Annotated in this window: 24 protein-coding genes; 9 read left to right on the forward strand and 15 right to left on the reverse strand. The window is 68.0% G+C overall.

Annotated elements, in window-relative coordinates; genetic code table 11:
• Positions 1-54: 54 nt before the first annotated feature.
• From F5544_RS35055 to F5544_RS35065, 3 genes are all read right to left on the reverse strand, one after another.
• Positions 55-744, reverse strand: a complete 690-nt coding sequence (locus F5544_RS35055) for a PadR family transcriptional regulator (RefSeq protein ID WP_167477134.1) — start codon at positions 742-744, stop codon at positions 55-57.
• Between the two features lie 205 nt (positions 745-949).
• A complete protein-coding gene (locus tag F5544_RS35060) occupies positions 950-1,906 on the reverse strand; it encodes an electron transfer flavoprotein subunit alpha/FixB family protein (protein WP_167477135.1) in 957 nt (318 codons plus the stop codon).
• A gap of 34 nt (positions 1,907-1,940) precedes the next feature.
• Complete coding sequence (locus F5544_RS35065; RefSeq protein WP_167477136.1) at positions 1,941-2,726, reverse strand: electron transfer flavoprotein subunit beta/FixA family protein; 786 nt, start codon at positions 2,724-2,726, stop codon at positions 1,941-1,943.
• A gap of 197 nt (positions 2,727-2,923) precedes the next feature.
• Here F5544_RS35065 and F5544_RS35070 point away from each other — a divergent pair, with 197 nt between their 5' ends.
• The 4 genes from F5544_RS35070 to F5544_RS35085 all read left to right on the forward strand — a co-directional run bounded on the left by F5544_RS35070 (position 2,924) and on the right by F5544_RS35085 (position 7,718).
• A complete protein-coding gene (locus F5544_RS35070) occupies positions 2,924-3,709 on the forward strand; it encodes a class I SAM-dependent methyltransferase (RefSeq protein ID WP_167477137.1) in 786 nt (261 codons plus the stop codon).
• A complete protein-coding gene (locus tag F5544_RS35075; protein ID WP_167477138.1) occupies positions 3,706-5,283 on the forward strand; it encodes a 1,4-alpha-glucan branching protein domain-containing protein in 1,578 nt (525 codons plus the stop codon). Before F5544_RS35070 ends, F5544_RS35075 begins: the two co-directional genes overlap by 4 nt.
• Positions 5,280-6,533, forward strand: coding sequence for a glycosyltransferase family 4 protein (locus F5544_RS35080; protein ID WP_167477139.1), 1,254 nt, complete (start codon positions 5,280-5,282; stop codon positions 6,531-6,533). Before F5544_RS35075 ends, F5544_RS35080 begins: the two co-directional genes overlap by 4 nt.
• Before the next feature lie 243 nt (positions 6,534-6,776).
• A complete protein-coding gene (locus F5544_RS35085) occupies positions 6,777-7,718 on the forward strand; it encodes a hypothetical protein (RefSeq protein ID WP_167477140.1) in 942 nt (313 codons plus the stop codon).
• Positions 7,719-7,974: 256 nt separating this feature from the next.
• Here the strand turns inward: F5544_RS35085 and F5544_RS35090 are convergent, their stop codons facing one another.
• Positions 7,975-9,279, reverse strand: coding sequence for a PQQ-binding-like beta-propeller repeat protein (locus F5544_RS35090; RefSeq protein ID WP_238846813.1), 1,305 nt, complete (start codon positions 9,277-9,279; stop codon positions 7,975-7,977).
• Between the two features lie 533 nt (positions 9,280-9,812).
• On the opposite strand from F5544_RS35090, the gene F5544_RS35095 reads away from it, so the two are divergent.
• Positions 9,813-10,562, forward strand: coding sequence for an acyltransferase (locus F5544_RS35095; protein ID WP_167477142.1), 750 nt, complete (start codon positions 9,813-9,815; stop codon positions 10,560-10,562).
• Positions 10,563-11,102, forward strand: a complete 540-nt coding sequence (locus F5544_RS35100; RefSeq protein WP_167477143.1) for a DUF1697 domain-containing protein — start codon at positions 10,563-10,565, stop codon at positions 11,100-11,102.
• Here the strand turns inward: F5544_RS35100 and F5544_RS35105 are convergent.
• The 5 genes from F5544_RS35105 to F5544_RS35125 all read right to left on the reverse strand — a co-directional run bounded on the left by F5544_RS35105 (position 11,083) and on the right by F5544_RS35125 (position 15,792).
• A complete protein-coding gene (locus tag F5544_RS35105; RefSeq protein WP_167477144.1) occupies positions 11,083-12,261 on the reverse strand; it encodes a THUMP-like domain-containing protein in 1,179 nt (392 codons plus the stop codon). The genes F5544_RS35100 and F5544_RS35105 overlap by 20 nt on opposite strands.
• Positions 12,262-13,239, reverse strand: coding sequence for a class I SAM-dependent methyltransferase (locus F5544_RS35110; RefSeq protein WP_167477145.1), 978 nt, complete (start codon positions 13,237-13,239; stop codon positions 12,262-12,264).
• A gap of 25 nt (positions 13,240-13,264) precedes the next feature.
• Positions 13,265-14,038 carry an enoyl-CoA hydratase-related protein gene (locus F5544_RS35115; RefSeq protein ID WP_167477146.1) on the reverse strand — a complete coding sequence of 258 codons (774 nt, stop codon included), beginning with the start codon at positions 14,036-14,038 and terminating at the stop codon, positions 13,265-13,267.
• A 50-nt stretch (positions 14,039-14,088) separates the two neighbouring features.
• A complete protein-coding gene (locus F5544_RS35120) occupies positions 14,089-14,856 on the reverse strand; it encodes an NUDIX hydrolase (protein ID WP_167479686.1) in 768 nt (255 codons plus the stop codon).
• Positions 14,857-14,961: 105 nt separating this feature from the next.
• The gene (locus F5544_RS35125) at positions 14,962-15,792 is read right to left on the reverse strand and encodes an ABC transporter ATP-binding protein (protein ID WP_167477147.1); all 831 of its coding nucleotides are present in this window, start codon (positions 15,790-15,792) and stop codon (positions 14,962-14,964) included.
• 123 nt (positions 15,793-15,915) lie between these two features.
• Here F5544_RS35125 and F5544_RS47185 point away from each other — a divergent pair, with 123 nt between their 5' ends.
• Positions 15,916-16,044 carry a hypothetical protein gene (locus F5544_RS47185; RefSeq protein ID WP_275106990.1) on the forward strand — a complete coding sequence of 43 codons (129 nt, stop codon included), beginning with the start codon at positions 15,916-15,918 and terminating at the stop codon, positions 16,042-16,044.
• 15 nt (positions 16,045-16,059) lie between these two features.
• On the opposite strand, the gene F5544_RS35130 is transcribed toward F5544_RS47185, so the two are convergent.
• From F5544_RS35130 to ctaD, 5 genes are all read right to left on the reverse strand, one after another.
• On the reverse strand, positions 16,060-16,212 hold the full coding sequence (locus F5544_RS35130) for a hypothetical protein (protein ID WP_167477148.1): 153 nt from the start codon (positions 16,210-16,212) through the stop codon (positions 16,060-16,062).
• Positions 16,213-16,365: 153 nt separating this feature from the next.
• Positions 16,366-17,154: a peptidyl-tRNA hydrolase gene (locus tag F5544_RS35135; RefSeq protein WP_167477149.1), complete on the reverse strand. Its 789-nt coding sequence runs from the start codon at positions 17,152-17,154 to the stop codon at positions 16,366-16,368.
• Entirely contained in the window at positions 17,154-17,585 is a 432-nt protein-coding gene (locus tag F5544_RS35140; RefSeq protein ID WP_167477150.1) for a protease inhibitor I42 family protein, read from the reverse strand. The genes F5544_RS35135 and F5544_RS35140 overlap by 1 nt, the downstream gene beginning before the upstream one ends.
• Positions 17,586-17,745: 160 nt before the next feature.
• Positions 17,746-18,978 carry a phosphoserine phosphatase SerB gene (gene serB / locus F5544_RS35145; RefSeq protein ID WP_167477151.1) on the reverse strand — a complete coding sequence of 411 codons (1,233 nt, stop codon included), beginning with the start codon at positions 18,976-18,978 and terminating at the stop codon, positions 17,746-17,748.
• A 124-nt stretch (positions 18,979-19,102) separates the two neighbouring features.
• Positions 19,103-20,845, reverse strand: coding sequence for an aa3-type cytochrome oxidase subunit I (gene ctaD, locus F5544_RS35150; RefSeq protein ID WP_167477152.1), 1,743 nt, complete (start codon positions 20,843-20,845; stop codon positions 19,103-19,105).
• Between the two features lie 269 nt (positions 20,846-21,114).
• Here ctaD and F5544_RS35155 point away from each other — a divergent pair, with 269 nt between their 5' ends.
• Positions 21,115-21,915, forward strand: a complete 801-nt coding sequence (locus tag F5544_RS35155; protein ID WP_167477153.1) for a VOC family protein — start codon at positions 21,115-21,117, stop codon at positions 21,913-21,915.
• 100 nt (positions 21,916-22,015) lie between these two features.
• Positions 22,016-23,095, forward strand: coding sequence for an ABC transporter substrate-binding protein (locus F5544_RS35160; protein ID WP_167477154.1), 1,080 nt, complete (start codon positions 22,016-22,018; stop codon positions 23,093-23,095).
• Here F5544_RS35160 and F5544_RS35165 read toward each other — a convergent pair.
• A complete protein-coding gene (locus F5544_RS35165) occupies positions 23,085-24,032 on the reverse strand; it encodes a hypothetical protein (protein WP_167477155.1) in 948 nt (315 codons plus the stop codon). The genes F5544_RS35160 and F5544_RS35165 overlap by 11 nt on opposite strands.
• Between the last annotated feature and the right edge of the window lie 161 nt (positions 24,033-24,193).

Genomic DNA, 24,193 nt, shown 5'->3' on the forward strand with positions numbered 1-24,193 from the left:
GAACGATCGACCTAATAGTCAAGCTTTACTATTCAGGTTTGATCACCCTGGTGGTTATACCTCCCGCTCTCGCGTCCGCGCCGTTCCGCCCGCGCGCTGCCGGGCTCGCGCCGTCCCGGACGCGGGTACACCCGCCGCGTCCACCGTCCCGATATTCCAGTGCGACCCGCTCCAAACATCGAGCTCACCGGATTCGATGCGCGCCAACGTCTTTCGCGACCAGTTCAGATCCGCCTCGATATGATCGGCGCTGAGCCGGACCGCGTCGGCGACGTGGTAGGGATCGCCCTCGGCCGGATTACCGGAACCCTCCAGGATTCGCTGCTCCTCGCGCCGCCACTGACTCAGCTCGGCCTCGAACTTCAGGATCCGCGCGCGCAACGCGGCCACCACCTCTTCGCGGGGCAGATGCGGCATCAGCGCGACCGAGGCGAGATATGGATTCTTCGGCCGCTCGGTCGACCACACCGCCTCGCGCACCATGTCACCGAACTGCCGTTCCCCTTCGGTGGTGATCCGGTACGTCGTCCGCTCGGGTCGCGCACCGTCCTGGCCGACGCCCTCGACCTCGATCAGCCCCTCCCGCTGCAGCGTGTTCAGCGCGCCGTACACCGAACCGGGTTTCACGTTCGCCCAGGTCTCCGCCTGCCAGGCCAGCAACTCGCGCCGCACGTCGTACCCGTGCACCGGCTGCAGAATCCGCACCACTGCGAGAACCAGCATCCGGGTAGTAGGAATAGCCATACTCGCAGGTTAACCCACCCGATACCGCCCAAATAAAACGAAAGGCTCGCCAAATCTGTTGCTACCGTACGCAACAACAGATTTGGCGAGCACATGGGTAACTCACCGGGAACCGGCCAACTGAGCCGCCCACTTTCGCTAGCCGGGTTGCCAACCCACCGCGCACCTGACAGGTCCGCCGAAATATCCGGAGAGGCGGACTAGCCTAGCCCTTGTGCGCCTTGACCGCCTCGGTCAACTGCGGGGCGACGTTGAACAGGTCGCCGACGATGCCGTAGTCCGCGATCTCGAAGATCGGGGCTTCCTCGTCCTTGTTGACCGCGACGATGGTCTTCGAGGTCTGCATACCGGCGCGGTGCTGGATGGCGCCGGAGATGCCGAGGGCGACGTACAGCTGCGGGGAGACCGTCTTACCGGTCTGGCCGACCTGGAACTGGCCCGGGTAGTAACCCGAATCCACCGCGGCGCGCGATGCGCCGACGGCCGCGCCGAGCGAATCGGCCAGCGCCTCGACCACCGAGAAGTTGTCGGCGGAACCGACGCCGCGGCCACCGGAGACGACGATGCTCGCCTCGGTGAGCTCCGGGCGGTCACCGGCGACGACCGGCTCACGGGAGACGACCTTGACGACGCCGTCTTCCTGCGCGGGCACCTCGACGGCGACCTTCTCACCGGCGCCCGCCTGCGGCGCGGCCTCGATCGCGCCGGGACGCACCGAGATCACCGGCACATCGCCGGTGGCCTTGGCGTCGACGGTGAACGCGCCACCGAAGATGGAGTGCACGACCGAACCGTCGGACTTCACGTCGATGACGTCGACGAGCAGGCCGGAGCCGATGCGCGCGGCGAGGCGGCCCGACACCTCCTTGCCCTCGGCGGTGGCGGCGACCAGCACGGCGGCTGGGGACGCGGATTCGACCAGTCCGGCGAGCACGTCGACCTTCGGGGTCACCAGGTAGTTGTCCACATCGTCGGATTCGGCGACGTAGATCTTCGCGGCGCCGGCGGCGGCCAGCGCGTCGGCCAGTTTGTCGCCGGTGCCCGCGGCGCCGAGCACGACGGCGGCGGGCTCGCCCAGGGCGCGCGCGGCGGTGAGCAGTTCGGTGGTGACCTTCTTGACGGCACCGTCGGCATGCTCGATGAGCACAAGTACTTCAGCCATTAGTTCTCTCCTAAGAAGTCTCGACCGGGCCGGATCAGATGATCTTCTGGGCGATCAGGTACTGGGCGATCTTGTTGCCGCCGTCGCCCTCGTCCGCGACCTTCTCACCGGCGCTGCGCGGCGGCTTCGGGGTGGCGGCCGTGACGGTGCTGCCCGCGTTCGCGACGCCGACGGTCGACGGGTCGATGCCCAGGTCGGCCAGCGTGAAGGTCTGCACTTCCTTCTTCTTCGCGGCCATGATGCCCTTGAAGGACGGGAAGCGCGGCTCGTTGATCTTCTCGGTCACCGAGACGATGGCGGGCAGCGTGGCCTCCAGCTTGAACACGCCCTCGTCGGTCTCGCGCTCGCCGGTGATCTTGTTGCCGTCCACGGTCAGCTTGCGCAGGTGGGTCAGCTGCGGGATGCCCAGGTATTCGGCGATGATCGCGGGAACGGCGCCCGCGCGGCCGTCGGTGGCCTCGTTACCGGCGATGACCAGCTCGACGCCCTCGACCTGACCCAGCGCGCCCGCCAGCACCCACGCGGTCTGCACGGCGTCGGAGCCGTGGATGGCCGGATCGTTGATGTGGATGGCCTTGTCGGCGCCCATGGACAGCGCCTTGCGGATGGCCTCGGTGGCGCGGTCCGGACCGGCGGCCAGCACGGTGACCTCACCGCCCTGCGCCTCCTTGATCAGCAGCGCCTCTTCGACGGCGCGCTCGTTGATCTCGTCGAGCACGGCGTCGGCGGCTTCGCGGTCGAGGGTGAAGTCGCCGTCGGTCAGCTTGCGCTCGGACCAGGTGTCGGGAACCTGCTTGATGAGTACGACGATGTTCGGCATTGGTCTTCGTCGACCTCCTGTTCTAGGTGGCACAGCGTTTGGTGGCGGTCGCACGAGCAGGGCCGTACGTCCATGTGAGTAGCTCGCTGCGTGACACTACCCTACGTTAAGTTACCCATGGGTAACTTACTGGCCGCACCATCGGAACAGGCAACCGGGCGATCGGGTTCGCCGGATCGGCCAGTAACGTCTGATGGATGAGTGAGGCTGTGATCCCTGCCGCGGCGGCCGAGTCCGGTGCCACCGAACCGCTGCCGCTGACCGGCGAGCGCACCGTCCCGGGCATAGCCGAGGAAAATTACTGGTTCCGCAGACATGAGATCGCCTATGCCCGGCTGCTCGAGCGCTGCGCCGGAAAAGTGGTGCTGGAGGCGGGATCCGGCGAGGGCTACGGCGCGGACATGATCGCCGACGTCGCCGCCAAGGTCATCGGCCTCGACTACGACGCGAGCGCGGTCGCGCACGTACGCGCCAGATATCCGCGCGTCGACATGCGCCACGGCAACCTCGCCGAACTGCCGCTCGACGACGCATCCGTCGATGTCGTGGTGAATTTCCAAGTGATCGAACATCTTTGGGATCAGGGCCAGTTCCTCCTGGAATGCCTGCGGGTGCTGCGGCCGGGCGGCGAACTCCTGATCAGCACGCCCAACCGGATCACGTTCTCCCCGGGCCGGGATACCCCGCTCAACCCCTTCCACACCCGCGAACTGAACGCCGCCGAACTCACCGAACTGCTCGTCACGGCCGGATTCACGGTCCGGTTGATGACCGGCGTGCACCACGGACCGAAGCTGAAAGCGTTGGACGCCAAGCACGGTGGCTCGTTCATCGACGCGCAGATCCAGCGCGCGCTGGCCGGCGAACCGTGGCCCGCCGAGCTGACCGCCGATGTCGCCGCCGTCACCATCGACGATTTCGAACTCGTCCCCGAAGACATCGACGCCAGCCTCGATCTGGTTGCCATAGCGGTGAAGCCTTGAGCGACAACGTTCCAGGACAGTTCACCCTCGTACTGCACTCCCACCTGCCGTGGCTCGCGCACCACGGCCGGTGGCCGGTCGGCGAGGAGTGGCTGTACCAATCATGGGCCGCCTCTTACCTTCCCGTCGTAGAGGTGCTGAGAACCCTTGCCGCCGAAGGACGTTCACACCTACTGAGCCTCGGGATCACGCCGGTGCTCGCGGCACAGCTGGACGATCCACACTGCCTCGCCGGCATGCACCACTGGCTCGGCAACTGGCAGCTGCGCGCCGACGAGGCGGCGATGAGCGGTAACGTCGCGCTCGGCGGACACGAACATCGTTTGGCCGCAAAGGCTTTGGCTGATTTCGAGCTACGCTGGCGGCACGGCGCCGCACCGGTCTGGCGGGAGCTCATCGATGCCGAGGCGATCGAATTGCTCGGCGGCCCACTGGCACATCCGTTCCAGCCACTGCTCGATCCCCGGCTGCGTGAGTTCGAATTGCGCGAGGGCCTCGCCGACGCCCGCGCCCGCTGGGGTCACACACCCACCGGCATCTGGGCGCCGGAATGCGGCTTCACCCCCGGAATGGAGTTCGGTTACGCCGCCGCCGGTGTGACCCATTTCATGGTCGACGGGCCCGCGCTGCGCGGTGACACCACCGTCGGACGGCCGGTTCGCGACTCCGATGTGGTGGCCTTCGGCCGCGATCTTCAGGTGAGCTACCGGGTCTGGTCGCCGAAGTCCGGCTACCCCGGGCACGGGGCCTACCGTGATTTCCATCACTACGATCACGCGACGGGGCTCAAGCCGTCCCGCGTCACCGGCAAAACCGTCGCCGGACCGGACAAGGCGCCATACGATCCCGAGCTCGCGGCCGCCGCGGTGCTGCGCGATGTCGACGACTTCGTGCAAACCGTCCGCGAACGGTTGATCAGCGAGTCGGCGCGCATCGGCAGACCCGCGCTGGTGGTCGCCGCCTTCGACACCGAACTCTTCGGGCACTGGTGGCACGAGGGGCCGCAGTGGCTCGCGCGGGTGTTGCGGGCGCTGCCGGAGGCCGGGATCACCGTCGGCACGCTGGCCGATGCCAGAGCGCGCGGATTCGTCGGTACCCCGGTCGAATTGGCCGATTCCTCGTGGGGGTCCGGCAAGGACTGGCGGGTCTGGGCCGGGGATCAGGTGCACGATCTGGTCGAACTCAATGCCGATATCGTCCGGCTCACGCTGGACACCGTCGACAAGATGCGCGCCGCCGAGAACTCCGGCCCGGCACTGCGCGATCCGGTCGCCGATCAGTTGCTGCGCGAGGCCATCCTGACCGTCTCCAGCGACTGGGCGTTCATGGTCAGCAAGGATTCCGCCGCCGGATACGCCCGCGATCGCGCGCACCGGCACGCGCACGCCGTCCGCGAGCTCGCGGCCGCCGTCGGCGCGGGCCAACTCGCGAAAGCACGGCAGTTGACGGCAGGATGGAACGCGGCCGACGGACTCTTTCCCGGTTTGGACGCGCGCCGCCTCGGCGCAACGGCCACCGAACACCCGGCAACGGCCGCCGCGGATCAGGCCGGTGCCGCAGAAGGATATGCATGAAAATCTTGATGGTGTCGTGGGAGTACCCGCCGGTCGTCGTCGGCGGGCTGGGCCGGCACGTGCATCACCTCGCGGTCGAGCTGGCCGCGGCGGGTAACGAGGTGGTCGTGCTCTCGCGCCGGCCCACCGGCACCGACGCCGCGACCCATCCCACCCACTCCTTCATCGCCGAGGGTGTGCTGGTGGTCGCGGTCGCCGAGGATCCGCCGTGCTTCGACTTCGGCGAGGACATGCTCGCCTGGACCCTCGCCATGGGGCACGCCATGGTGCGCGCGGGCGTCGGGCTCGGCAAACCCGGCATCGGCGACGGCTGGACACCCGATGTGGTGCACGCGCACGACTGGTTGGTCGCGCATCCGGCGATCGCGCTGGCCGAGTACTACGACGTGCCGCTGGTGTCGACCATCCACGCCACCGAGGCGGGCAGGCACAGCGGCTGGGTGGCAGGCAAGGTCAACCGGCAGGTCCATTCGGTCGAGTGGTGGCTGGCGAACGAATCCGACGCGCTCATCACCTGCTCGACCTCCATGCAGGACGAGGTGGAGCGGCTGTACGGGGCCGAGCGCGTCCCGATGACGGTGATCCGCAACGGAATCGACGTCGGCGCCTGGACCTTCCGGCCGCGCGCGCCGCGCACCGGGCCGCCGCGGCTGCTCTACGTCGGCAGGCTCGAATACGAGAAGGGCGTGCAGGACGCGATCGCCGCGCTGCCGCGCATCCGTCGCGCCCATCCCGGCACCACGCTCACCGTCGCCGGTGTCGGCACCCAGTTCGAATGGCTGCGCGAGCGGGCCCGGGTGCACCGGGTGGCCAGGGCCGTGAACTTCGTCGGACAGCTCGGCCACGCGGAACTGCTCGGCTGGCTGCACGGCGCCGACGCCATCGTATTGCCCAGCCGCTACGAACCTTTCGGCATCGTCGCACTGGAGGCGGCCGCCGCGGGCACCCCGCTCGTCACCTCCACCGCGGGCGGTCTCGGCGAGGCGGTCATCGACGGCGTCACCGGCGCCTCCTTCGCCCCGGCCGATGTCGACGGTCTCGTCGACGCGGTCCGCGCCACCCTCGACGATCCGGCCGCCACCCAGGACCGCGCATACGCCGCCCGCGAACGCCTCACCGCCGACTTCGCCTGGGACGTCGTCGCCGCCGAAACCACCCAGGTCTACACCGCCGCCAAACGCCGCGTCCGCAACCCCCTCCCCCGCCCCACGATCATCGAACGCCCCCTCCCCGAACGAGACCCCAAGTAACTCTGCGATACCGGCGTGCTGCTTGCCGCGGGCAACGCCAAGGACCGGCATCACGATCCTGGGATCGCGAACGTATATCACCGGCGCTTCCGGGTTGTCCGACCTCGGCATATTGCGGGGTTTCGGTTGCTTCCGGAGTAGGTGATATGCCGCCGAAAAGTGCTCTGTCCACATGCGTGGAGTTATCCACAGGGTGGGGTTTTTCGGAGGGGGTTGGGGTTTGGGGGCGGGCATTATGTGGGCATGGGGATGGGACCGATCGACGAGCGGGATATTTCGGCCAGCGGGGCGGTGCCGCAGGTGCTGCCGCGGGCGGGGTGGGTGCGGGTGCGGAGCGGGTGTTGGGTGCCACCGGAGAGTCGGGTGGTGGTGGATCCCGTTGCGCGGCACCGGATTCTGCTCGAGGCATCGATACGGCGGATGTCGGCGGAAGGGGCGGTGAGTCATCAGTCGGCGGCCGTACTGCGCGGATTGCCGGTGTGGGGGTATTCGCTGGACCGGGTGCATGTGACGCGGCGGCATATCAGGGAAGGGCAGCGCGGGCGGTACGTGCGGGTGCACTGCGCGCCGTACCGCGATGACGAAACGGACGAAATCGATGGTATGCGAACGCTTTCGGCCCAACGGACCGTCGTCGATCTGGCCCGCTGCGGTCCGCCGCACGCCGTCGTCGCTACGGGAGACGCTGCGGCACAACGATTTTCGGTGACCCGCCGGGAGCTGCGCGCCGCACTCGGCTACGCGGTGGGCAGACAGGGCTACCACACCGCGCTGCGCGTGCTCGACCTGATCGACGGGCGCAGCGAAAGCGTCGGCGAGTCACGCAGCCGGATGATCATGGCGGACGCTCGACTGCCGGAACCGGAACTGCAGACCATCGTCCTCGACGAAACCGGCCGCAGCATCGGTCGAGTCGACTTCTGCTTCCCCGATTTCGGGGTGATCGGCGAATTCGACGGCGGCTTCGAATACGGCTGCACGATGACACCGGACGCCGACCCAAGCGCGGTGATCCAGCGCGAGAAGCGGCGCGAGGCGCAGCTGCGCGACCTCGGCTGGCAGGTCGTCCGCTGGACCTGGCTCGACCTGGACAAGCCGGATCTGCTGACCGCTCGCTTACGCCGCGCCCTCACCGCGGGCACGAATCCCGCGGGCGCGATCCTGCGCGCACCGCGCCCGGACTAACCGGCGCACCCGATGTCGTGGCTCGAAAGCCCCACGCCGTGGCTCGAAAGCCCGATGCCGCAACTCGAAAGCCCACGTCGCGACTCGCAACCTCAGCGCCGCGACTCCCAACCTCAATGCCCCGGCTCACAACCTCAATGCCCCGGCTCACAACCTCAATGCCCCGGCTCACAACCTCAATGCCCCGGCTCGAAAGCCCATGCCGCGGCTCGGAACTCAGTGCCGCGACTCGGAACTCACTGCCGTGGCACGGAACTCAGTGCTGCGGTTTGAAGACGAACACCTCACCGATCCGGGTGGCGATGACTATCTCGCCCTCCGCGCCGATCGACGTGCCGGTGGTGCTGCCCTGTGCGCCGGGGAGCACCTCGGAGTCGATGGTGGTTCCGGATTTGGTGTCGAAGGTGGTCAGATTCAGTCCGTCGCCAATGGCGGCCACCGTGTACCCGGTATTGCCCGCCGTCTGCACCGGGGTGCCGCGCAGGGCGAGATCCTTACGCTCCCAGACGGTTTCGGCGTGGTCGCCCTTATCGCGCATGGCGAAGAGGTAGCCGTCGTCGCCGGAGGGGATGATCAGCCCGTTGTCGGAGACCGAAATCCCGCCGCGCGGGGTGAATTCCAGCTGCTGCGCCCAGCGGGTCTGCCCGTTGGCAGTGTCGACGGCGATGAGCCGGTTGCTGTTGTCGCCGACGTAGATCGTCGCGCCGTCGGCGGACAGCGCCGGTGCGGTCGCGCTGCCATTGGTCAACATGTCGGCGGTCCACTGCTGCTCCACCCTGCCGTTTCCGTAGCGCAACGCCACCAGCTCGGCGGTGGGTTTGCCGGGACGCCACAGCGTCACATAGAACCGGCCAGTCTTCGGATCGATCGCGGAGGTGTTGGCGACGGGGCACTGCGGCCCGCCGGTGCGGCAGTCGTCGAGGCCCTGGCTCGCGGCCGGGCGGGTCAGGTCCGGGTAGGCCAGCGGATCCGGATCGCCGAGCAGTTGCAGCGTCGGCGTGACCCGGTCACCGGTCTGCCTGCTCAGTACGTCGATCTGACCGGTCTGGGTGATCGAGACGACATTGCTGTCGGGGGTGAACTGCGCCGAAATCGGTACGCCCGCAACGGGTGTGCGCCACCGCGGCTGCCCGAGGTAGTTGAAGGAGTTCATCGCGCCGTCGTCACCGACGTACACGTTGTCGACGGCGTCGGCCAGGGTCGGCGCCCAGATCGCGCCGGGACCGAGCAGACTGCAGAACCGTTTACGGCCGGTGAGCATTTGGAAGGAGAAGAGCATGCAGTTCGACGTATCGGTGGTGACGAACATCTGCCCGTCCGGCCCGATGCTCACCGGCTGGGCGATGGGACCGCCGACCGGACGGGTCCAGCTGAGCGCCACCTTGCGCGATCCGGTGACCGGACTCGTCCCGCTGTTGCGACCGTCGTGATGGGCGGCGGGCCAACCGTTTCCGGGGCCCGCGGTGATGTCGTCGATGGTGGTGCTGCCGCAACCGGATAGCGCGAACACCCCGGCGGCGGCCAGTGAAAGTGCCGCCCGCACCCGGGACGGTCGCCACACGGGACTAGCCAGTACGCCGCTTCCCACCCGTCTGCTCTCCCTGTCGTCGTTGGCCATGTGCGACGCCGCGGGGCCGACAATCGGCCGCGTCGCGCACTCTGTCATGGTTCGCCGAGACCAAAGCGCGGCGAACCAACGGAGGTCGGCTCCCGATCCGGGTATCCGCGTTGGCGGGTTCGCCGCGAGTCACTGTACGGGAGCGGGCGCGGTGCGGGCGTGCGAGTCCCAGGTGTCGCGCCACGCAAGCTGTGCCGTCAACTCCCCGAGCGCCGCACGCAGGACTTCGGCCCGACGCGGCCCAGGGCACGTCCTCGAAGTCCGGCCGGATCCAGCTCGTCGCATGGCAAGGCGAGCAGGAGCCGATACCGGAGTTATATCGGCGGCGACGACAACGCAGCGAGCCGAACCGCGGAGACGCCGGATGGACTTCGAGGACGCGCCCGAGGGAGGGCCGCGCCGACCGCGCCTATTACCCTCTATTGAGGTCGCGGCGGAGATGGGCGCGACGGAAGACCACGACAGGAGAACCGTTCGTGACGAGCATGTGGGGCGCACCGTTGCGCGCGCGGTGGCGGGGCTCGCGCCGCCGGGATCCGCAGCAGGCGCGATTTCTGACCTTGGCGTCGCTGCGCTGGGTGCTCGCCAACCGCGCGTACACGCCCTGGTACCTGGTGCGCTACTACCGGCTGTTCAAATTCAAGGCGGCCAACCCGCACATCGTCTTGCGCGGCATGGTTTTCCTCGGCCGCCGGGTGGAGATCCACGCGACGCCCGAACTGGGCCGGATGGAGATCGGCCGCTGGGTGCACATCGGCGACGGCAACGCCATCCGCTGCCACGAGGGTTCGCTGCGCATCGGCGACAAGGTGGTGTTCGGCAAGGACAATGTCGTCAACACCTACCTCGATATCGAGATCGGCGAGTCCACGCTGGTCGCGGACTGGTGCTACATCTGCGATTTCGACCACAAGATGGATGACATCACCATGCCGATCAAGGATCAGGGCATCGTGAAGAGCCCGGTCCGGATCGGCCCCGACACCTGGATCGCCGCCAAGGTGACGGTGCTGCGCGATACCAGGGTCGGCCGCGGCTGCGTGCTCGGCGCGCACGCGGTGGTGAAGGGTGAGATCCCGGACTTCAGCATCGCGGTCGGCGCACCGGCCAAGGTGGTGAAGAATCGCAAGGCGGCCTGGGAGGCGGGCGCCGAAGAACGGGCGAAATACCTTGCGGCGCTTGCGGATATCGAACGCAAGAAAAACGGCACGACGAAGACCGCTTAGATGAACCGATACGCCGCCCTGCTGCGCGGGATCATGCCGTCGAACCCGAATATGGCCAATGCCAAACTGCGGGGCGTATTCGAGGGTCTCGGATTCGAGAACGTCGCCTCGCTGTTGGCGAGCGGGAACATAGTTTTCCGCGCGAAGGATACGAAGGTGCCCGAACTGGAGGCGCGAATCCAGCGGGCGCTCAATAAGGAACTCGGCATCGCGGGCGGCACGATCATCCGCGAATACGAGGAGCTGCGAGCGCTACTGGCCACCGACCCCTTTCCGGGCCTTACCCACCAGCGCGGCACCTACCTCATCGCGACATTCTTCAAGTCCGCCGAAATCCCCACCGAAATACCGGATTTCGACGACCCCGCGGCCCGTGTCGTCGCCGTCGACCCGAGGGCCCGCGCCATCATGGCGGTGATCGACAACAGCACACCGCGCACACCCGATTTCATGGCCTGGCTGGAGAAGCAGTACGGCAAGGAGATCACCACCCGCACCTGGCTAACCGTCCAGAAGATCGTCAAGAAGCTGGAGAGCTAGCCGCCACCGCCGTGCACAGAAATGCCGTGGGGGCGCGGCCGATTCTGGTGAGAATCAGCGTATAGGGTTGTGCGCCTTCGGGTTTCAGTCTGCGACGCAGCTGGTCGGGATCGATATCGACGCCGCGGGCCAGGATTTCGAGTTGACCGCAGTCGCGCCGGCGCAGTTCCGCGCGCAGGGTCTTCTCGCGCACGTCGAGGCGGTCGATGACGCGGAAGCCGCGCATGCCCGCGGGCACGCTGTCACCGGTCAGGTAGGCGATGCGCGGATCGAGTTGCCACAGGCCGTATTTCGCGGCGTAGTGGCGGACGAGACCGGCGCGCACGACGGCGCCGTCCGGGTCGATGATCCACTCGCCGGGCGCCTGTTCGGGAATATCGTCCGGATCGGCGTCGGTGAACGTCTCCATGACGCCGCCGGACCGTAATACGGTGGCGCGCCGGGTGATCGATGATTCGGCGAATCCGGGCGACCACAGGCACGCCTCCCGGACGGCCCCGTCGAGCGACACCACCTCGACCTCCCCCGCCCAGTCGAGCGCGCCGAAATCCAAACCGGGAGCGCATTTCACGGCCAGATCGCGCCCCGGATAGGCGGCGAGCAGATCCGGCAGCGGCGGCTGCAGTTTGGCCGGATCGTGGGTGCGCCTGCCGTCGGCGCGACGCGCCGGATCCGCGACGACCACGGTGCCGCGACTCACCGGAATCAACGCATCGGCCTTGGCCAGCAACACATTCCGGGCCGCACCCAGATTGTGCGCCGCCATCGCCAGCCGCACCGGATCCAGATCGCTGCCGAGCACCGCCGGGCATACCCGAAGCAGCTCGGCGAGTTCCGCGCCGATCGAGCAGGTGACGTCGTGTACCGCGCGACCGGCGAGGCGGGCGGCCCGGTGCCGGGCCACCGCTGTCGGCGTCGCCTGCTGCAGCGCGTCGTCGGTGAACAGCCAGCCGCGGGCGTCCGCCAGTTTGGCGGCGGCGCGGCGGCGCAGGCGCACCGTCTCCACCAGCGCCGGGGCGTGCGCACCGTGCGCGCGGCGCACCCGTTCGAGATCGCGCAGATGCGTCGCGGGAGTCAGCTCCAGCTCGTCCACCTCGGCCAGCGCGCCCGCCGCACCGGCGAGGTAGGTGACATCGGCGCGGCTGAAGCCGTACCCCACCTACTTGTCGGCCGAGCCCGGCTTCACGCCGGTGATCATCGCGTTGTAGAAGAACTGACGCGGCACGATGCGGCGCATCACGTTCTCGTCCACCCAGCTCAGGCCCAGCCAGGCCCGGTACATCGCCATCCGGTACTGCCAGGTGAGCTTCTCCGCGGGCACCGCGGCCTCGAAGGTGCGCACCGGCCAGCCCCACAATGCCGCCGCGAACTCCTCGGTGGTCGCCTTCACCTCGACGGCGCCCGCCGAACGAGCCATCGCCTCCAGGTCGCGCGGGTCGAAGGTGTGCAGGTCGACGACCGCCTCCAGCGCCGCGGCGCGCGAGGACTCGTCGAGCTCCTCCTGCGGCCGCCGCCAGCCGGACAGGAACGGCAGCTTGGTCACCTGGGTGGTGGCCTTCCAGGTGATGCGACCGAGCCAGCGGGCGTAGAAATTGCCGACGGTGGTCGGCTCACCCGCGAAGACGAAACGCCCGCCGGGCTTGAGCACCCGTAGGCATTCCTTCAGCGCCAGTTCGACATCCGGGATGTGGTGCAGCACCGCGTGGCCGACCACCAGATCGAAGGTGTCGTCCTCGTACGGGATGGTCTCAGCGTCGGCGACCCGGCCGTCCACGTCGAGGCCCAGGTGCTCCGCGTTGCGCAGCGCCACCTTCACCATGCCCGGCGACAGGTCGGTGACCGAACCGCGCCGCGCCACCCCGGCCTGCATCAGGTTCAGCAGGAAGAAGCCGGTGCCACAACCCAGTTCGAGCGCGCGCTCGTACGGCAGCGGCGCCGGGCCGACCGCGGCGTCGAAGCGGCCGCGGGCGTACTCGATGCAGCGCTCGTCGTAGGAGATCGACCACTTGTCGTCGTAGGTCTCGGCCTCCCAGTCGTGATAGAGCACCTGGGCGAGCTTCGTATCCTTCAGCGCAGCTTCGACCTCGGCCTCGGTGGCGTGCGGGTTTGGCGCGGGGTCGTCGGGGTGAACCGTCATGGGAGCGAAGCCTACCGAAACAAGTTCATCGCCCGACGAACGCCGCCGAGTTGGGCCCATCGGCCACATACGAGCGCGTGCCGACCGTCCGGTCCTCGGTGTGGAACAGCTCGGCCCATTCGGTGCGCGCGCGATCCAGACCGTGCGGGCCCGCCTCGAATACCGCCTTGGCGGCGGCCAGCGCGCGGGACGGCCCATCGACGAATTGGCGGGCCCAGGCCAGGGCGGCCGTGTAGACATCATCCGGCGGCACCACCTCGTCGACCAGCCCGAGCGCCGACGCCTCGTCGGGTTCGACGAACCGCCCCGTGTACACCAGATCCTTGGCCGCCGACGGCCCGATCAGCAGGGTCAGCCGCCGAATGCCCGCCAGCGGGATGAGGCCCGCCTTGATCTGCGGCAGGCCGAGTTTGACGTTGTCGCCGATGATGCGGCGGTCCGCGCCGAGCGCGAGTTCGAGCCCGCCGCCGAGGCAGTAGCCGCTGATCGCCGCAACCGTCGGCTGCGGCAGCCCGGCCAGACAGCCCAGTGCGCGCTGCAGGTCGGCGGCCATGGCGCAGGCCCGGTCCGCATCGAGTTCGGCCAGCTCCGCGAAATCGTCACCGGCCGAGAAGACGCGCTCGTCGCCGTATACGACCACCGCGGCCACCCGCGGATCCGTCGCGAGCGCAGCCGCGGCGGCCGCCACCTCACGCACCACCTGCGTGGTGAGCAGGTTCATCGGCGGGCGGGCGATCCGGAGCACGGCGACGCCGCGCGCCTCGCCCTCCGGCAGCTCAACGGTCACGAATTCGGCCATGGGACGCAACGCTACCGCCCGGTCCCGGCTGCCCGGTATGCCGCTCTGTGTCAGCGCGCGGACCCCTTGAGCCGCTTCACGTCCGGCAGGTCCGCGAAGTACCGCTCGTCATTCGGGAACCGGAGCCGCTGCTGCCCATTGGCGCCGACGAGTTCCGGCATGATCGGGGCGATCTCCCGTTCCGCCGCGAGAATGTCCGCGGTAGAAGCGAATTCGCTCAGCGCGACCAGCGCCGACCAGGTGGGCGGCAGCAGGATGTCGTTACCTGCCCGCCACTGTGCCAGCGCCTCGGCCGGGGTGCGCCAATGGACATCGGCGGCCTCGGTGGTCGCGCCGTCCGCCTGCTGTCCTTCGGGCAGCACCGCGACGAAGAACCGGGTGTCGTAGCGGCGCGGCTCCACCACCGGGGTGATCCAATTCGCCCACGGCCGAAGCAGATCCGCGCGCAACACCAGCCGCTGTTCGGCGAGGAAACCGGCCAGCGAGAGTTCCCGGCGCTCCAAATGTCCTCTGGCGTCCCGGAATCCGGCGGTTTCGGAGACGACGGTATCGGCGGTCGGCCCGGCCAGCAGCACCCCGCATTCCTCGAACGTCTCCCGCACCGCCGCGCACACCAGCGCCTTGGCGCGCGGTTCCGATGTCCCGAAATGCCGTGCCCACCAAGCGGGTTCGGGTCCGGCCCAGGCGATATCGGCGGTGCCGTCGGTGGGATCGACGCCCCCGCCCGGAAATACCGTCATACCCGCGGCGAAGGCCATGGCGCCGACCCGGCGCTGCAGGAAGACCTCGGGGCCGTGCGCGCCGTCGCGCACCAGCATCACCGTTGACGCGTCCTTGGGCGCCGCTGTCGTCTCACTCACCTCAGCACCATAACGAGCAACGGCTATACGCCGTCAAGTGACCGGCCATTCCGCCGGCGAAGATCAGGAACGATGCCGCCCGGCCCGCGCCGCCCGCCGCGCGAAGTACCGGCCGTCCACCTTGTCCAACGCGATCGATTGTCGGAAGGCATCGCTGAGGTTCTCCGAGGTGAGCACATCGGTGAGCAGCCCCTGCGCCACCACCTCACCCTCGTTGAGCAGCAGGCCGTGGGTGAATCCCGGCGGAATCTCCTCGACGTGATGGGTCACCAGCACGATCGCCGGCGAATCCGGATCGGCGGCCAGATCGCCGAGCCGCTCGACCAGCTCCTCGCGACCGCCGAGATCCAGTCCGGCCGCGGGCTCGTCGAGCAGCAGCAGTTCCGGATCGGTCATCAACGCGCGGGCGATGAGCACCCGCTTGCGCTCACCCTCGGACAGGGTGCCGTAGGTGCGGTCGTGCAGATGTTCGGCGCCTAGGCTTTCCAACATGTCGATGGCGCGTTCGGTATCCATCTCGTCGTAGCGCTCCCGCCACCGCCCGAGCACCGCGTAACCCGCCGACACCACCAGATCGGCCACCTTCTCGTCCACCGGCACCCGGCTGGCCACCGCGGCCGAGGACAATCCGATGCGCGGGCGTAGCTCGCTGATGTCGACCTTGCCGATGCGTTCCCCGAGCAGATGGGCGGCGCCCGAGGTCGGATGCAGTTCGGCGGCGGCCATCCGCAGCAGCGTGGTCTTGCCAGCGCCGTTGGGGCCGAGCACCACCCAGCGTTCGTCCAGTTCGACTTGCCAGGTGACCGGACCGACCAGGGTGTGCCCCGAGCGTCGGACGGTTACGTCGGTGAAATCGATGAGCAGATCGGGATCGGGTTGCGACACGCGCTCCATCTTCGCCCACCGCACAAACACATTCGCAACACGGGCGGCGCGCTGCCGCCGTGTCGCCGATCCTCGGTCATGCAGTCTCCGAATAACCGCTTGCCAGCGCATACCTCGAGAAGGGAGACGGCAATGCAGTACCGTCCAGGACCCGACGACGAAGAACCGGCCGAGAACGACGAACCCGGTTACTCGGACGACGCGGACGACGAACCCGCCGCCGCCCAACCGGACACCTATGTCGAGTACGACTACGAATGATCCGACGCGGGACCGTCAGCGTATCGAGCGGTGACGGTCCCGCAACTGATTGTCATACGGTAATTCGGAACCATCCGGCTCCTTGGTCCGGAACAGGCGCGCGACGACGAGTGCGATCGGAACCGACAGCAGCGCCCAAACGGCGAGGACCACCAGCAACGTTGTCACGATTGTCCGTCCCTTCGATCGAGCAGGTCACCCACCGACTCCCCTGCGGCCGCCGGCGAACGATCTCGAACCCGCCTGCCACTGTCATACCCGTATCCAACCCGGCGGACACGTGGTTCTCGACCAGCGACCCGTTCCATCCCCCATTACACCTCACCAGTCCGCGGCCGGTACCGCGATGACCGTCATCGAACCGGGCGCCACCTCGGTGAAACCCGCGTCCCGGACCGCGACCGCCGCGCCCTCGCGCACCAGACCGGTCAGCTCTCGCCACCGCGCGGCATCGGCTTCCCTTACCGCGCAATGGAATTCGAGCTCGGCCCAGCGGCAGACCGGATCCAGTTCGAGCGCGCCCGCCAGCAGCATACTCGCGTGGCCGACCTGCGCCGCGGCCTTGCCCAGCGTCATCCCGAGCGCCGAATTCACCCACAGCACAGGAAGTTTCGTAGTCGGTGGCCCCGGGTCGTCGTGTTCGAGATCGGTGCCGCCGATCTGCAACCGCCGGATCCGCTGATCCACCTCGCTCACCGCGCACGGCACCAGCGCCCGCGCCTGCGCGCCGTCCACCTCGACGGTCACCCCGTCCACCTCGCCCGCGGCCAGCCACTGCGCGCCGCGCGCCCGCCGCGCCACCTTACGGATCCGGGACCGCTTCCAGGCCAGATACCGGGACTCCCATTCCCCGCCCGGACCGACCCGCTCGTCCAGGCACAGCGCGACCGTCGCGGTCGCCGCCGCGGCCAGCAGCGCGCTGCGCGGCGGCGGGTCGGCCTTGGGCAGGTGCAGCACCAACTGCATGGCCTGCACCATGGCCGGGTCGGCCGGATCGCCCGCGCCGCCGTAGCCGAGCGCCAGCTCCGCGTGCCGGACGCGAAAGCTGTTGGCGCCGTTGGCTGTATCTCCATCCCGGAGCCCGGCCGTGCATTCCGGGATCGTCGACATCACTCCACCTTGATCGTCAGCGTGAACTTCTGTGCCGGTTCCATACCCTGCTCCCACGGCCGGGTGTAGTCCAGGGTGAGGTTGGTGACGCCCGCCGCGTTGGCGACGAATTTCCAGATCGAGTGCCCGCCCGAACCGGGGGCCGCGGGCACATTGGGGTCGGGTTTGTAATCCGGTTCCCCCTCCTGGCGGACCACGTTCTGATCGAGTTGGCCGATCCGCCACGAATATCCGGTCCCGGGGGTCGCAGGCAGCGTCACCGTCAGCTGCTGGCCCGGTTTCAGCTGCCGCTCTTGACCGTTGTCCTTTTCGGTTACCGCGGCACCCGGTTGATCGACCGGCTTGGCCGAGCTGGTGTCGGCCTTGCCGCTGTTGCTACTGCATGCCACCAGCGCCAAACCCATCAGGAGCACCACAAGAGATGTACGCACGGATCCTCCGATCGCCGAGTGATCATGATCAACATCCGTGAGCCTACCGAGGCGGACGCGGCACACCGGCCATCTCGGCCCGCTCAGCGATATGCCGTCGCATCCAACGATAGGACGACCGGACCTCCCCAGTTGTGTCTCCCCAGTTGATTTCCCGGCCTCAGCCCAGCGGAACCCGCCGCAGCAAACCGTCCCGCGCGTCGGCCGCCTCCACCTCTTCGCGGGTGACGCCGAGGATGAACAGCACCGCGTCCAGGAACGGATGCGACAGCGCCGCATCGGCCACCTGCCGCAGCGCGGGCTTGGCATTGAACGCGATACCGAGCCCGGCCGCGTTCAACATGTCGATATCGTTCGCGCCGTCGCCGACCGCGACGGTCTGCTCCATCGGCACCCCGGCGTCGGCGGCGAACTGCCGCAGCGCGGTCGCCTTGAAGGCCCGGTCGACGATCTCGCCGGTGACCTTGCCGGTGAGCTTGCCGTCCTCGATCTCCAACATATTCGCCTGCACGAAATCCAATTCCAGCTCGTGCGCGAGCGGTTCGATCACCTGACGGAATCCGCCGGACACCACCCCGCAGCGAAAACCCAAGCGGCGCAAGGTCCGAATGGTTGTCCGCGCGCCGGGGGTCAACTCGATGCGGTCGGCCACCGCCTCGATCACCGATTCGTCCAGCCCCGCCAGGGTCGCCACCCGCTGCCGCAGCGATTCGGCGAAATCGATCTCGCCGCGCATGGCCGATTCGGTCACCCGGCGCACCTCGTCCTCGACGCCCGCGTGCGCCGCGAGCATCTCGATGACCTCGCCCTGGATCAGCGTGGAATCGACGTCGAAGACGATCAGCCGCTTGGCCCGCCGGGCCAGGCCCGCGCGTTCCACCGCGACGTCGACCCGCTCGGCCACCGCGACGTCGGCCAGCGCCGTGCGCAGCCGCGAATCGGTGTCCGCACCGGTGTCGGGTGCGGTGACCAGCAATTCCATTCCGGTCACCGGATAGTCGGCGATACCGCGGATGGAGTCGATATTCGTACCGAGCGCGGCCAATTGCCGCGACACCGCGCTGAAGGCGCGCGCGGTCACCGGGCTGCCGAGGATCACCACCGCGTGGGTGGACATCGGCTGTCTGCCGTTCGCCGCGTCGACCTCGACATCGACGTGCATGCCGACGGTGTTCATGGCCTCTTCGAGCTCGTCCTGCAGCGCCTCGGGATCGCTCGGACAGGTGACCAGCACGCCGAGGGTGAGCCGGCCGCGGATCACCACCTGCTCCACGTCCAGCAGGCTGACGTGATGCCGCGACATGGCCGCGAGCAGCACGGACGTCACACCTGGCCGGTCGGGGCCGGTGACGGTGACGAGAACGGTGGTGTCGGCCAACTGATCTGCTCCCATAGTGATGTTTGCCGTCCCTGTGCTCGACTCCGATGTCATGCAGGCCCAGCGGAAACTCTCTCTCCACAAACGAGTGTGCACCTGCCGTCATCAGCAGGTGCACACCCATAACCCGAAAGGCTGACTACTTGGTAGCCGCAACACCCTCATGGACCTGGGTGGCATGTTTGCCGGAGCCCCAGCCCACGTGCGCCTCGGCGCGCATCCGCTCGACCATATGCGGGTAGTGCAGCTCGAATGCCGGGCGCTCCGAGCGGATCCGCGGCAGCTCGTAGAAGTTGTGCCGCGGCGGCGGGCAGGAGGTGGCCCACTCGAGCGAATTGCCGTAACCCCACGGATCGTCCACAGTGACGACCTCGCCGTAGCGGTAGCTCTTGAAGACATTCCACAGGAACGGCAGCATCGACGCGCCCAGGATGAAGGCACCGATGGTGGAAATGGTGTTCAGCGTGGTGAATCCGTCGCTGGGCAGGTAGTCGGCGTAGCGGCGCGGCATACCCTCGGCGCCCAACCAGTGCTGCACCAGGAAGGTGGTGTGGAAGCCGATGAACGTGGCCCAGAAGTGCCACTTCGCCAGGCGCTCGTCCAGCATGCGGCCGGTCATCTTCGGGAACCAGAAGTAGATACCCGCGTAGGTGGCGAACACGATGGTGCCGAAGAGCACGTAGTGGAAGTGCGCGACGACGAAGTAGGTGTCGGTGACGTGGAAGTCCAGCGGCGGCGAGGCCAGGATGACGCCGGACAAACCGCCGAAGAGGAATGTGACGAGGAAGCCGACCGAGAACAGCATCGGCGATTCGAAGGTCAGCTGGCCCCGCCACATGGTGCCGATCCAGTTGAAGAACTTCACACCGGTGGGCACGGCGATGAGGAAGGTCATGAACGAGAAGTACGGCAGCAGCACGGCGCCGGTGGCGTACATGTGGTGCGCCCACACCGCGATGGACAGCGCGGCGATGCCGAGCGTCGCGTAGACGAGCGTGGTGTAACCGAAGATCGGCTTACGCGAGAAGACCGGGAAGATCTCGGACACGATGCCGAAGAACGGCAGCGCGATGATGTACACCTCGGGGTGGCCGAAGAACCAGAACAGGTGCTGGTAGAGCAGGATGCCGCCGGTGGCCGGGTCGTAGATGTGGCCGCCGAGGTGACGGTCGTAGGCCAGGCCGAACAGGGCGGCGGTCAGCAGCGGGAAGGCAAGCAGCACAAGGACACTGGTGACGGCAATATTCCAGGTGAAGATCGGCATCCGGAACATGGTCATACCCGGCGCGCGCAGGCACACCACGGTGGTGAGCATGTTCACGCCACCGAGGATGGTGCCCAGACCGGAGACGGCCAGACCCAGGATCCACAGGTCGGTGCCGACGCCGGGCGAGTGCAGGATGTCGGTCAGCGGCACATACGCCGTCCAACCCATGTCGGCGGCGCCGCCGGGGGTGATGAAGCCCGCGGTCGCCATGGTGGCGCCGAAGGCGTACAGCCAGTAGCTGAACGCGTTGAGGCGCGGGAACGCGACGTCGGGGGCGCCGATCTGCAGCGGCAGGATGATGTTGGCGAAGCCGAACACGATCGCGGTCGCGTAGAACAGCAGCATGATCGTGCCGTGCATGGTGAACAGCTGGTTGAACTGTTCGGGCGAGAGGAACTGCAGACCGGGACGCGCCAGCTCACCGCGCATCAAGAGGGCCATCAGACCACCGATGAGGAAGAAGCCCATCGAGGTGGTCAGGTACATGACACCGAGGACCTTCGGGTCCGTGGTGGTGACCATCTTGAGGATGAACGAGCCCTTCGGCCCGGTACGAGCCGGATAAGGCCGAGTCGCTTCCAACTGAGGGACTGGCTGGGGCTCTACGGCAGTCACTGATCCTCCTGAAAGGTGCCTTTAGGTCGCTCCGCAGGCTCCGCTGCTCGCGTCCGAACCGTGACCGGAACGGACGACACTTCGCTTGCGCTTCTGAGATCGTAAACCGTACTGCCGCAGCGATCCGCACCGGTCCTACTCTGTGTCGTAGTTTCGAGTAGAGCACACGCGCATCGACGAGTCACTTTCCCTCGGGTGAATACCGATGACTTCCGCACCGCGACGCCGTCTTGTCGGGTACAGGCGTTCCATCACACGAGGAGCTGGTCATGGCCTATATCGACGCACCGAAGCCCGGCGACCCGATCTGGGTCGATCTCTACACCGCCGATCCGGACGGCGCCATCGCCTTCTACGACGAACTGTTCGGCTGGACCGCCGAACGCGCCGAGGAATTCGACGGATACATCACTTTCCGCAAGAACGGCAAGGCCGTCGCGGGCGGGATGGGCAAATCCGACGACGGGCCGGATCAGTGGACGGTGTATCTGTCCGCTGCCGATGCGGCGGCGACCGTGGACAACGCGGTGGCACACGGTGGTTCGGTGGTCGTGCCCGCGATGCTGGTCGGCGATCTCGGTGCGATGGCGGTGCTCGGCGATCCGCACGGCGCGGGTGTCGGGGTATGGCAGTCCGGAACCCATCGCGGATTCGAGACCATCGGCATCGCCTCCGGCGGCGTGTGGTCCGACCATATCGGCGTCCCGACCTGGTTCGAACTGCAGACCGGTAACTACGACGCGGCGATCGGCTTCTACCGCGAGGTGTTCGGCTGGCGCGACACCTTCACGGTCACCGTGCCCGACGCCGACGAATTCCGTTACACCACAATCCATGCCGAGACCCCGATGCTCGGCGGCGTGATGGACGCGGCGGCCTTCTTACCGCCGGGAACGCCCGACGGCTGGCTGGTGTACTTCGGCGCGGACGATATCGACAAGACCGCCGAACGCGCCGTCGAACTCGGCGGCCGCGTGCTGATGCCGCCGATGGACACGCCGTTCGGCCGGGTCGCCGCGCTCGCCGATCCGACCGGGGCGCGCTTCAGCATCGGCGGTAACAAGTCGTAGACCGTCCGGGACCCGCTGCGGCCGTTGCGGATCCGCCGGTTCCCCGACTCGCGGTGACCTGGCACTCTTGTGCGGCCCGTGCGCATGTACCCTCTCCCGCATGCCGGTGAGCGCCTTCGTACGCACCCGAATCCGCCAGACCATCCGGACCCGCGCCCTGCCGAGGCGCGGGCTCGCGGTCACCGCGCTCGCCGCGGTGCTGCTCGTCGCGGGCTGTAGTCAGAAAGACGACAGCAGCTCGATCGTGCGCACCACGACGAATATCGCGGGCGCCGACGTTATCGGCATCGATCGGGACACCACGCACGCCTGCGCGCTGCCGAGCGCACCCGATCCGGCGAGCGGACGCACCCGCACCGTCACCCATATCGCGGGCGTCTCCGAGGTGCCCGCCGATCCGCAGCGCATCGTCGTGCTCACCACCGCCGCCCTGGACGCCTCCTGCGCCCTGGGGTTGTGGGAGCGGGTGGTCGGCGCGGTGACCATCGATGGACCGCATCCGCAGCCGCAGTACCTCGGCTACGGCGTCGACAAGATCCCGAGCGTCGGCACCGCGGCACAGCCCGATCTCGGCAAGATCGCCGCGCTGCACCCCGACCTGATCATCGGCGATATCCCGACGGCGACCATCGGTTTCGACGCGCTGCGGGATATCGCGCCCACCGTACTCATCGGCCGCCCAGGCAACTGGCAGGCCGAATTCAGCGCCATCGCCGCCGGTCTCGGCCGCCGCAATGCCGCGGCCGCCGCGCTGGACAGCTACCACGCCGACGCGAAGGATGTGGGAAACGCGATCTGGTCCAATCAGACCCAGGCCTCGATCATCCGCTTCGGCGCGGATTCGGTGCAGGTGCAGGGCAGCGACAGCTTCGCGGCGCAGGTGCTCGCCGATGCGGGCGCGCAGCGGCCGACCGCCCAGCGCGGACCGTCCTTCGACGTGTCGACCTCGGACTTCACCAAGATCGAGGGCGACCTGATCTATATCCTCTTCGCGGGTGACGCCGGGAAGAAGCATGCCGAACAGGTGCTGCGCGAGGACGAATGGAAGAACCTCAGCGCCGCGCTCGACCGGCGCACCTTCATCATGGACGACGAGGTCTGGCACGGTGACGGGCTGACCGCGGCCCGCGCACTGCTCACCGATATCCGGAATACCTTGAATGGCTTCGTTACCAGCTAGGGAACATACCCAGCAGCTGGTACATGATCTGGCCGAGGGACTGCTCGTCCTTGCCGCCCACCCAGACCGCAGGCACCTGCGGCCCGTCCTCACCGTCGGCGAACGGCGGGCCCACCTGGGCCTCGAAGTAGACCGCGCCGTTGCTCTCGTGCCGGAATACCGTGCGGTCGCCGATCTGGATCGGGATGCCGTTCTCGATCGCCCGCTGCGCCTGATACTCGTAGAGCACCGCGTATTCGGTGCCGCCGTACGGCAGCGCGCAGACGTAGAGCTGCTGGCGGTCCGGTTTGACGGTGACGCCGAGGTGCGCCGTCACCGCGCACGGGTCGGCGCCGTTCAGCACCGTGTGCACCGTCGGATACGGATCATCTTGTCGCAGTTGCTGTTTCCAGGCCAGGACGGCCGTGCGGGTCAGCGTTTCGGCGACCGGGCACGGCTCGACGCCGCCGGGCACCGTCACGGCGAGCGAAACACCGGCGTGGGCCGGGAATTTCGCGCTCACCGTGCAGGCCCGCTCGCCCGCCGGGACCTGCTTGTCCGCCCGGGTGTCCTTGTCGGCGACGACCGTCGCCGTCGTGTCCTCGATCCGCTTCGTGGTGCCGACCCGGCCGTTTTCCTCGACGGTGCCGGCCAGCGCCCGCCACTGCGCCCGCACCGAGCCGCCCAGCTTCGCCGAATCCAGTTGCGCCGCACAGGATTCCGGCCCCGTAACAACCACCGACCGCACCGTGCCCAGCTTCGCGAGTTCGGCGCGCGGGATCAGCGCGCACGGCTCGATCGCCCGCGCCCGCTTGTAAACCTCCCAATACTGCTGATCGTTCTGTGGCGCGGTGTCCCAGAAGTCGACCGGCGCGCTGGTCGGCTGCGCCGCCTCACCGTTCCCACACGCAACCGCGGTCGCCAATAGCGCCGCTACCAGCACCACCAATCGCACCATCGAGTCCTCCCCCACAAACGTGAGAAGCCTGCCCACCACAACACCTGATACCGCCGAGCCGTGGTGTTCTGCCCCGGCAGTCTGCCCGCAGGCCTCGGGGCCTGCAAGGCGATCACCTTATCGACCGGAAATATGCGCCGGACGTTCGCATGGGGGTAAGG

The organism is Nocardia arthritidis, assembly GCF_011801145.1.
Classification (GTDB): domain Bacteria; phylum Actinomycetota; class Actinomycetes; order Mycobacteriales; family Mycobacteriaceae; genus Nocardia; species Nocardia arthritidis_A.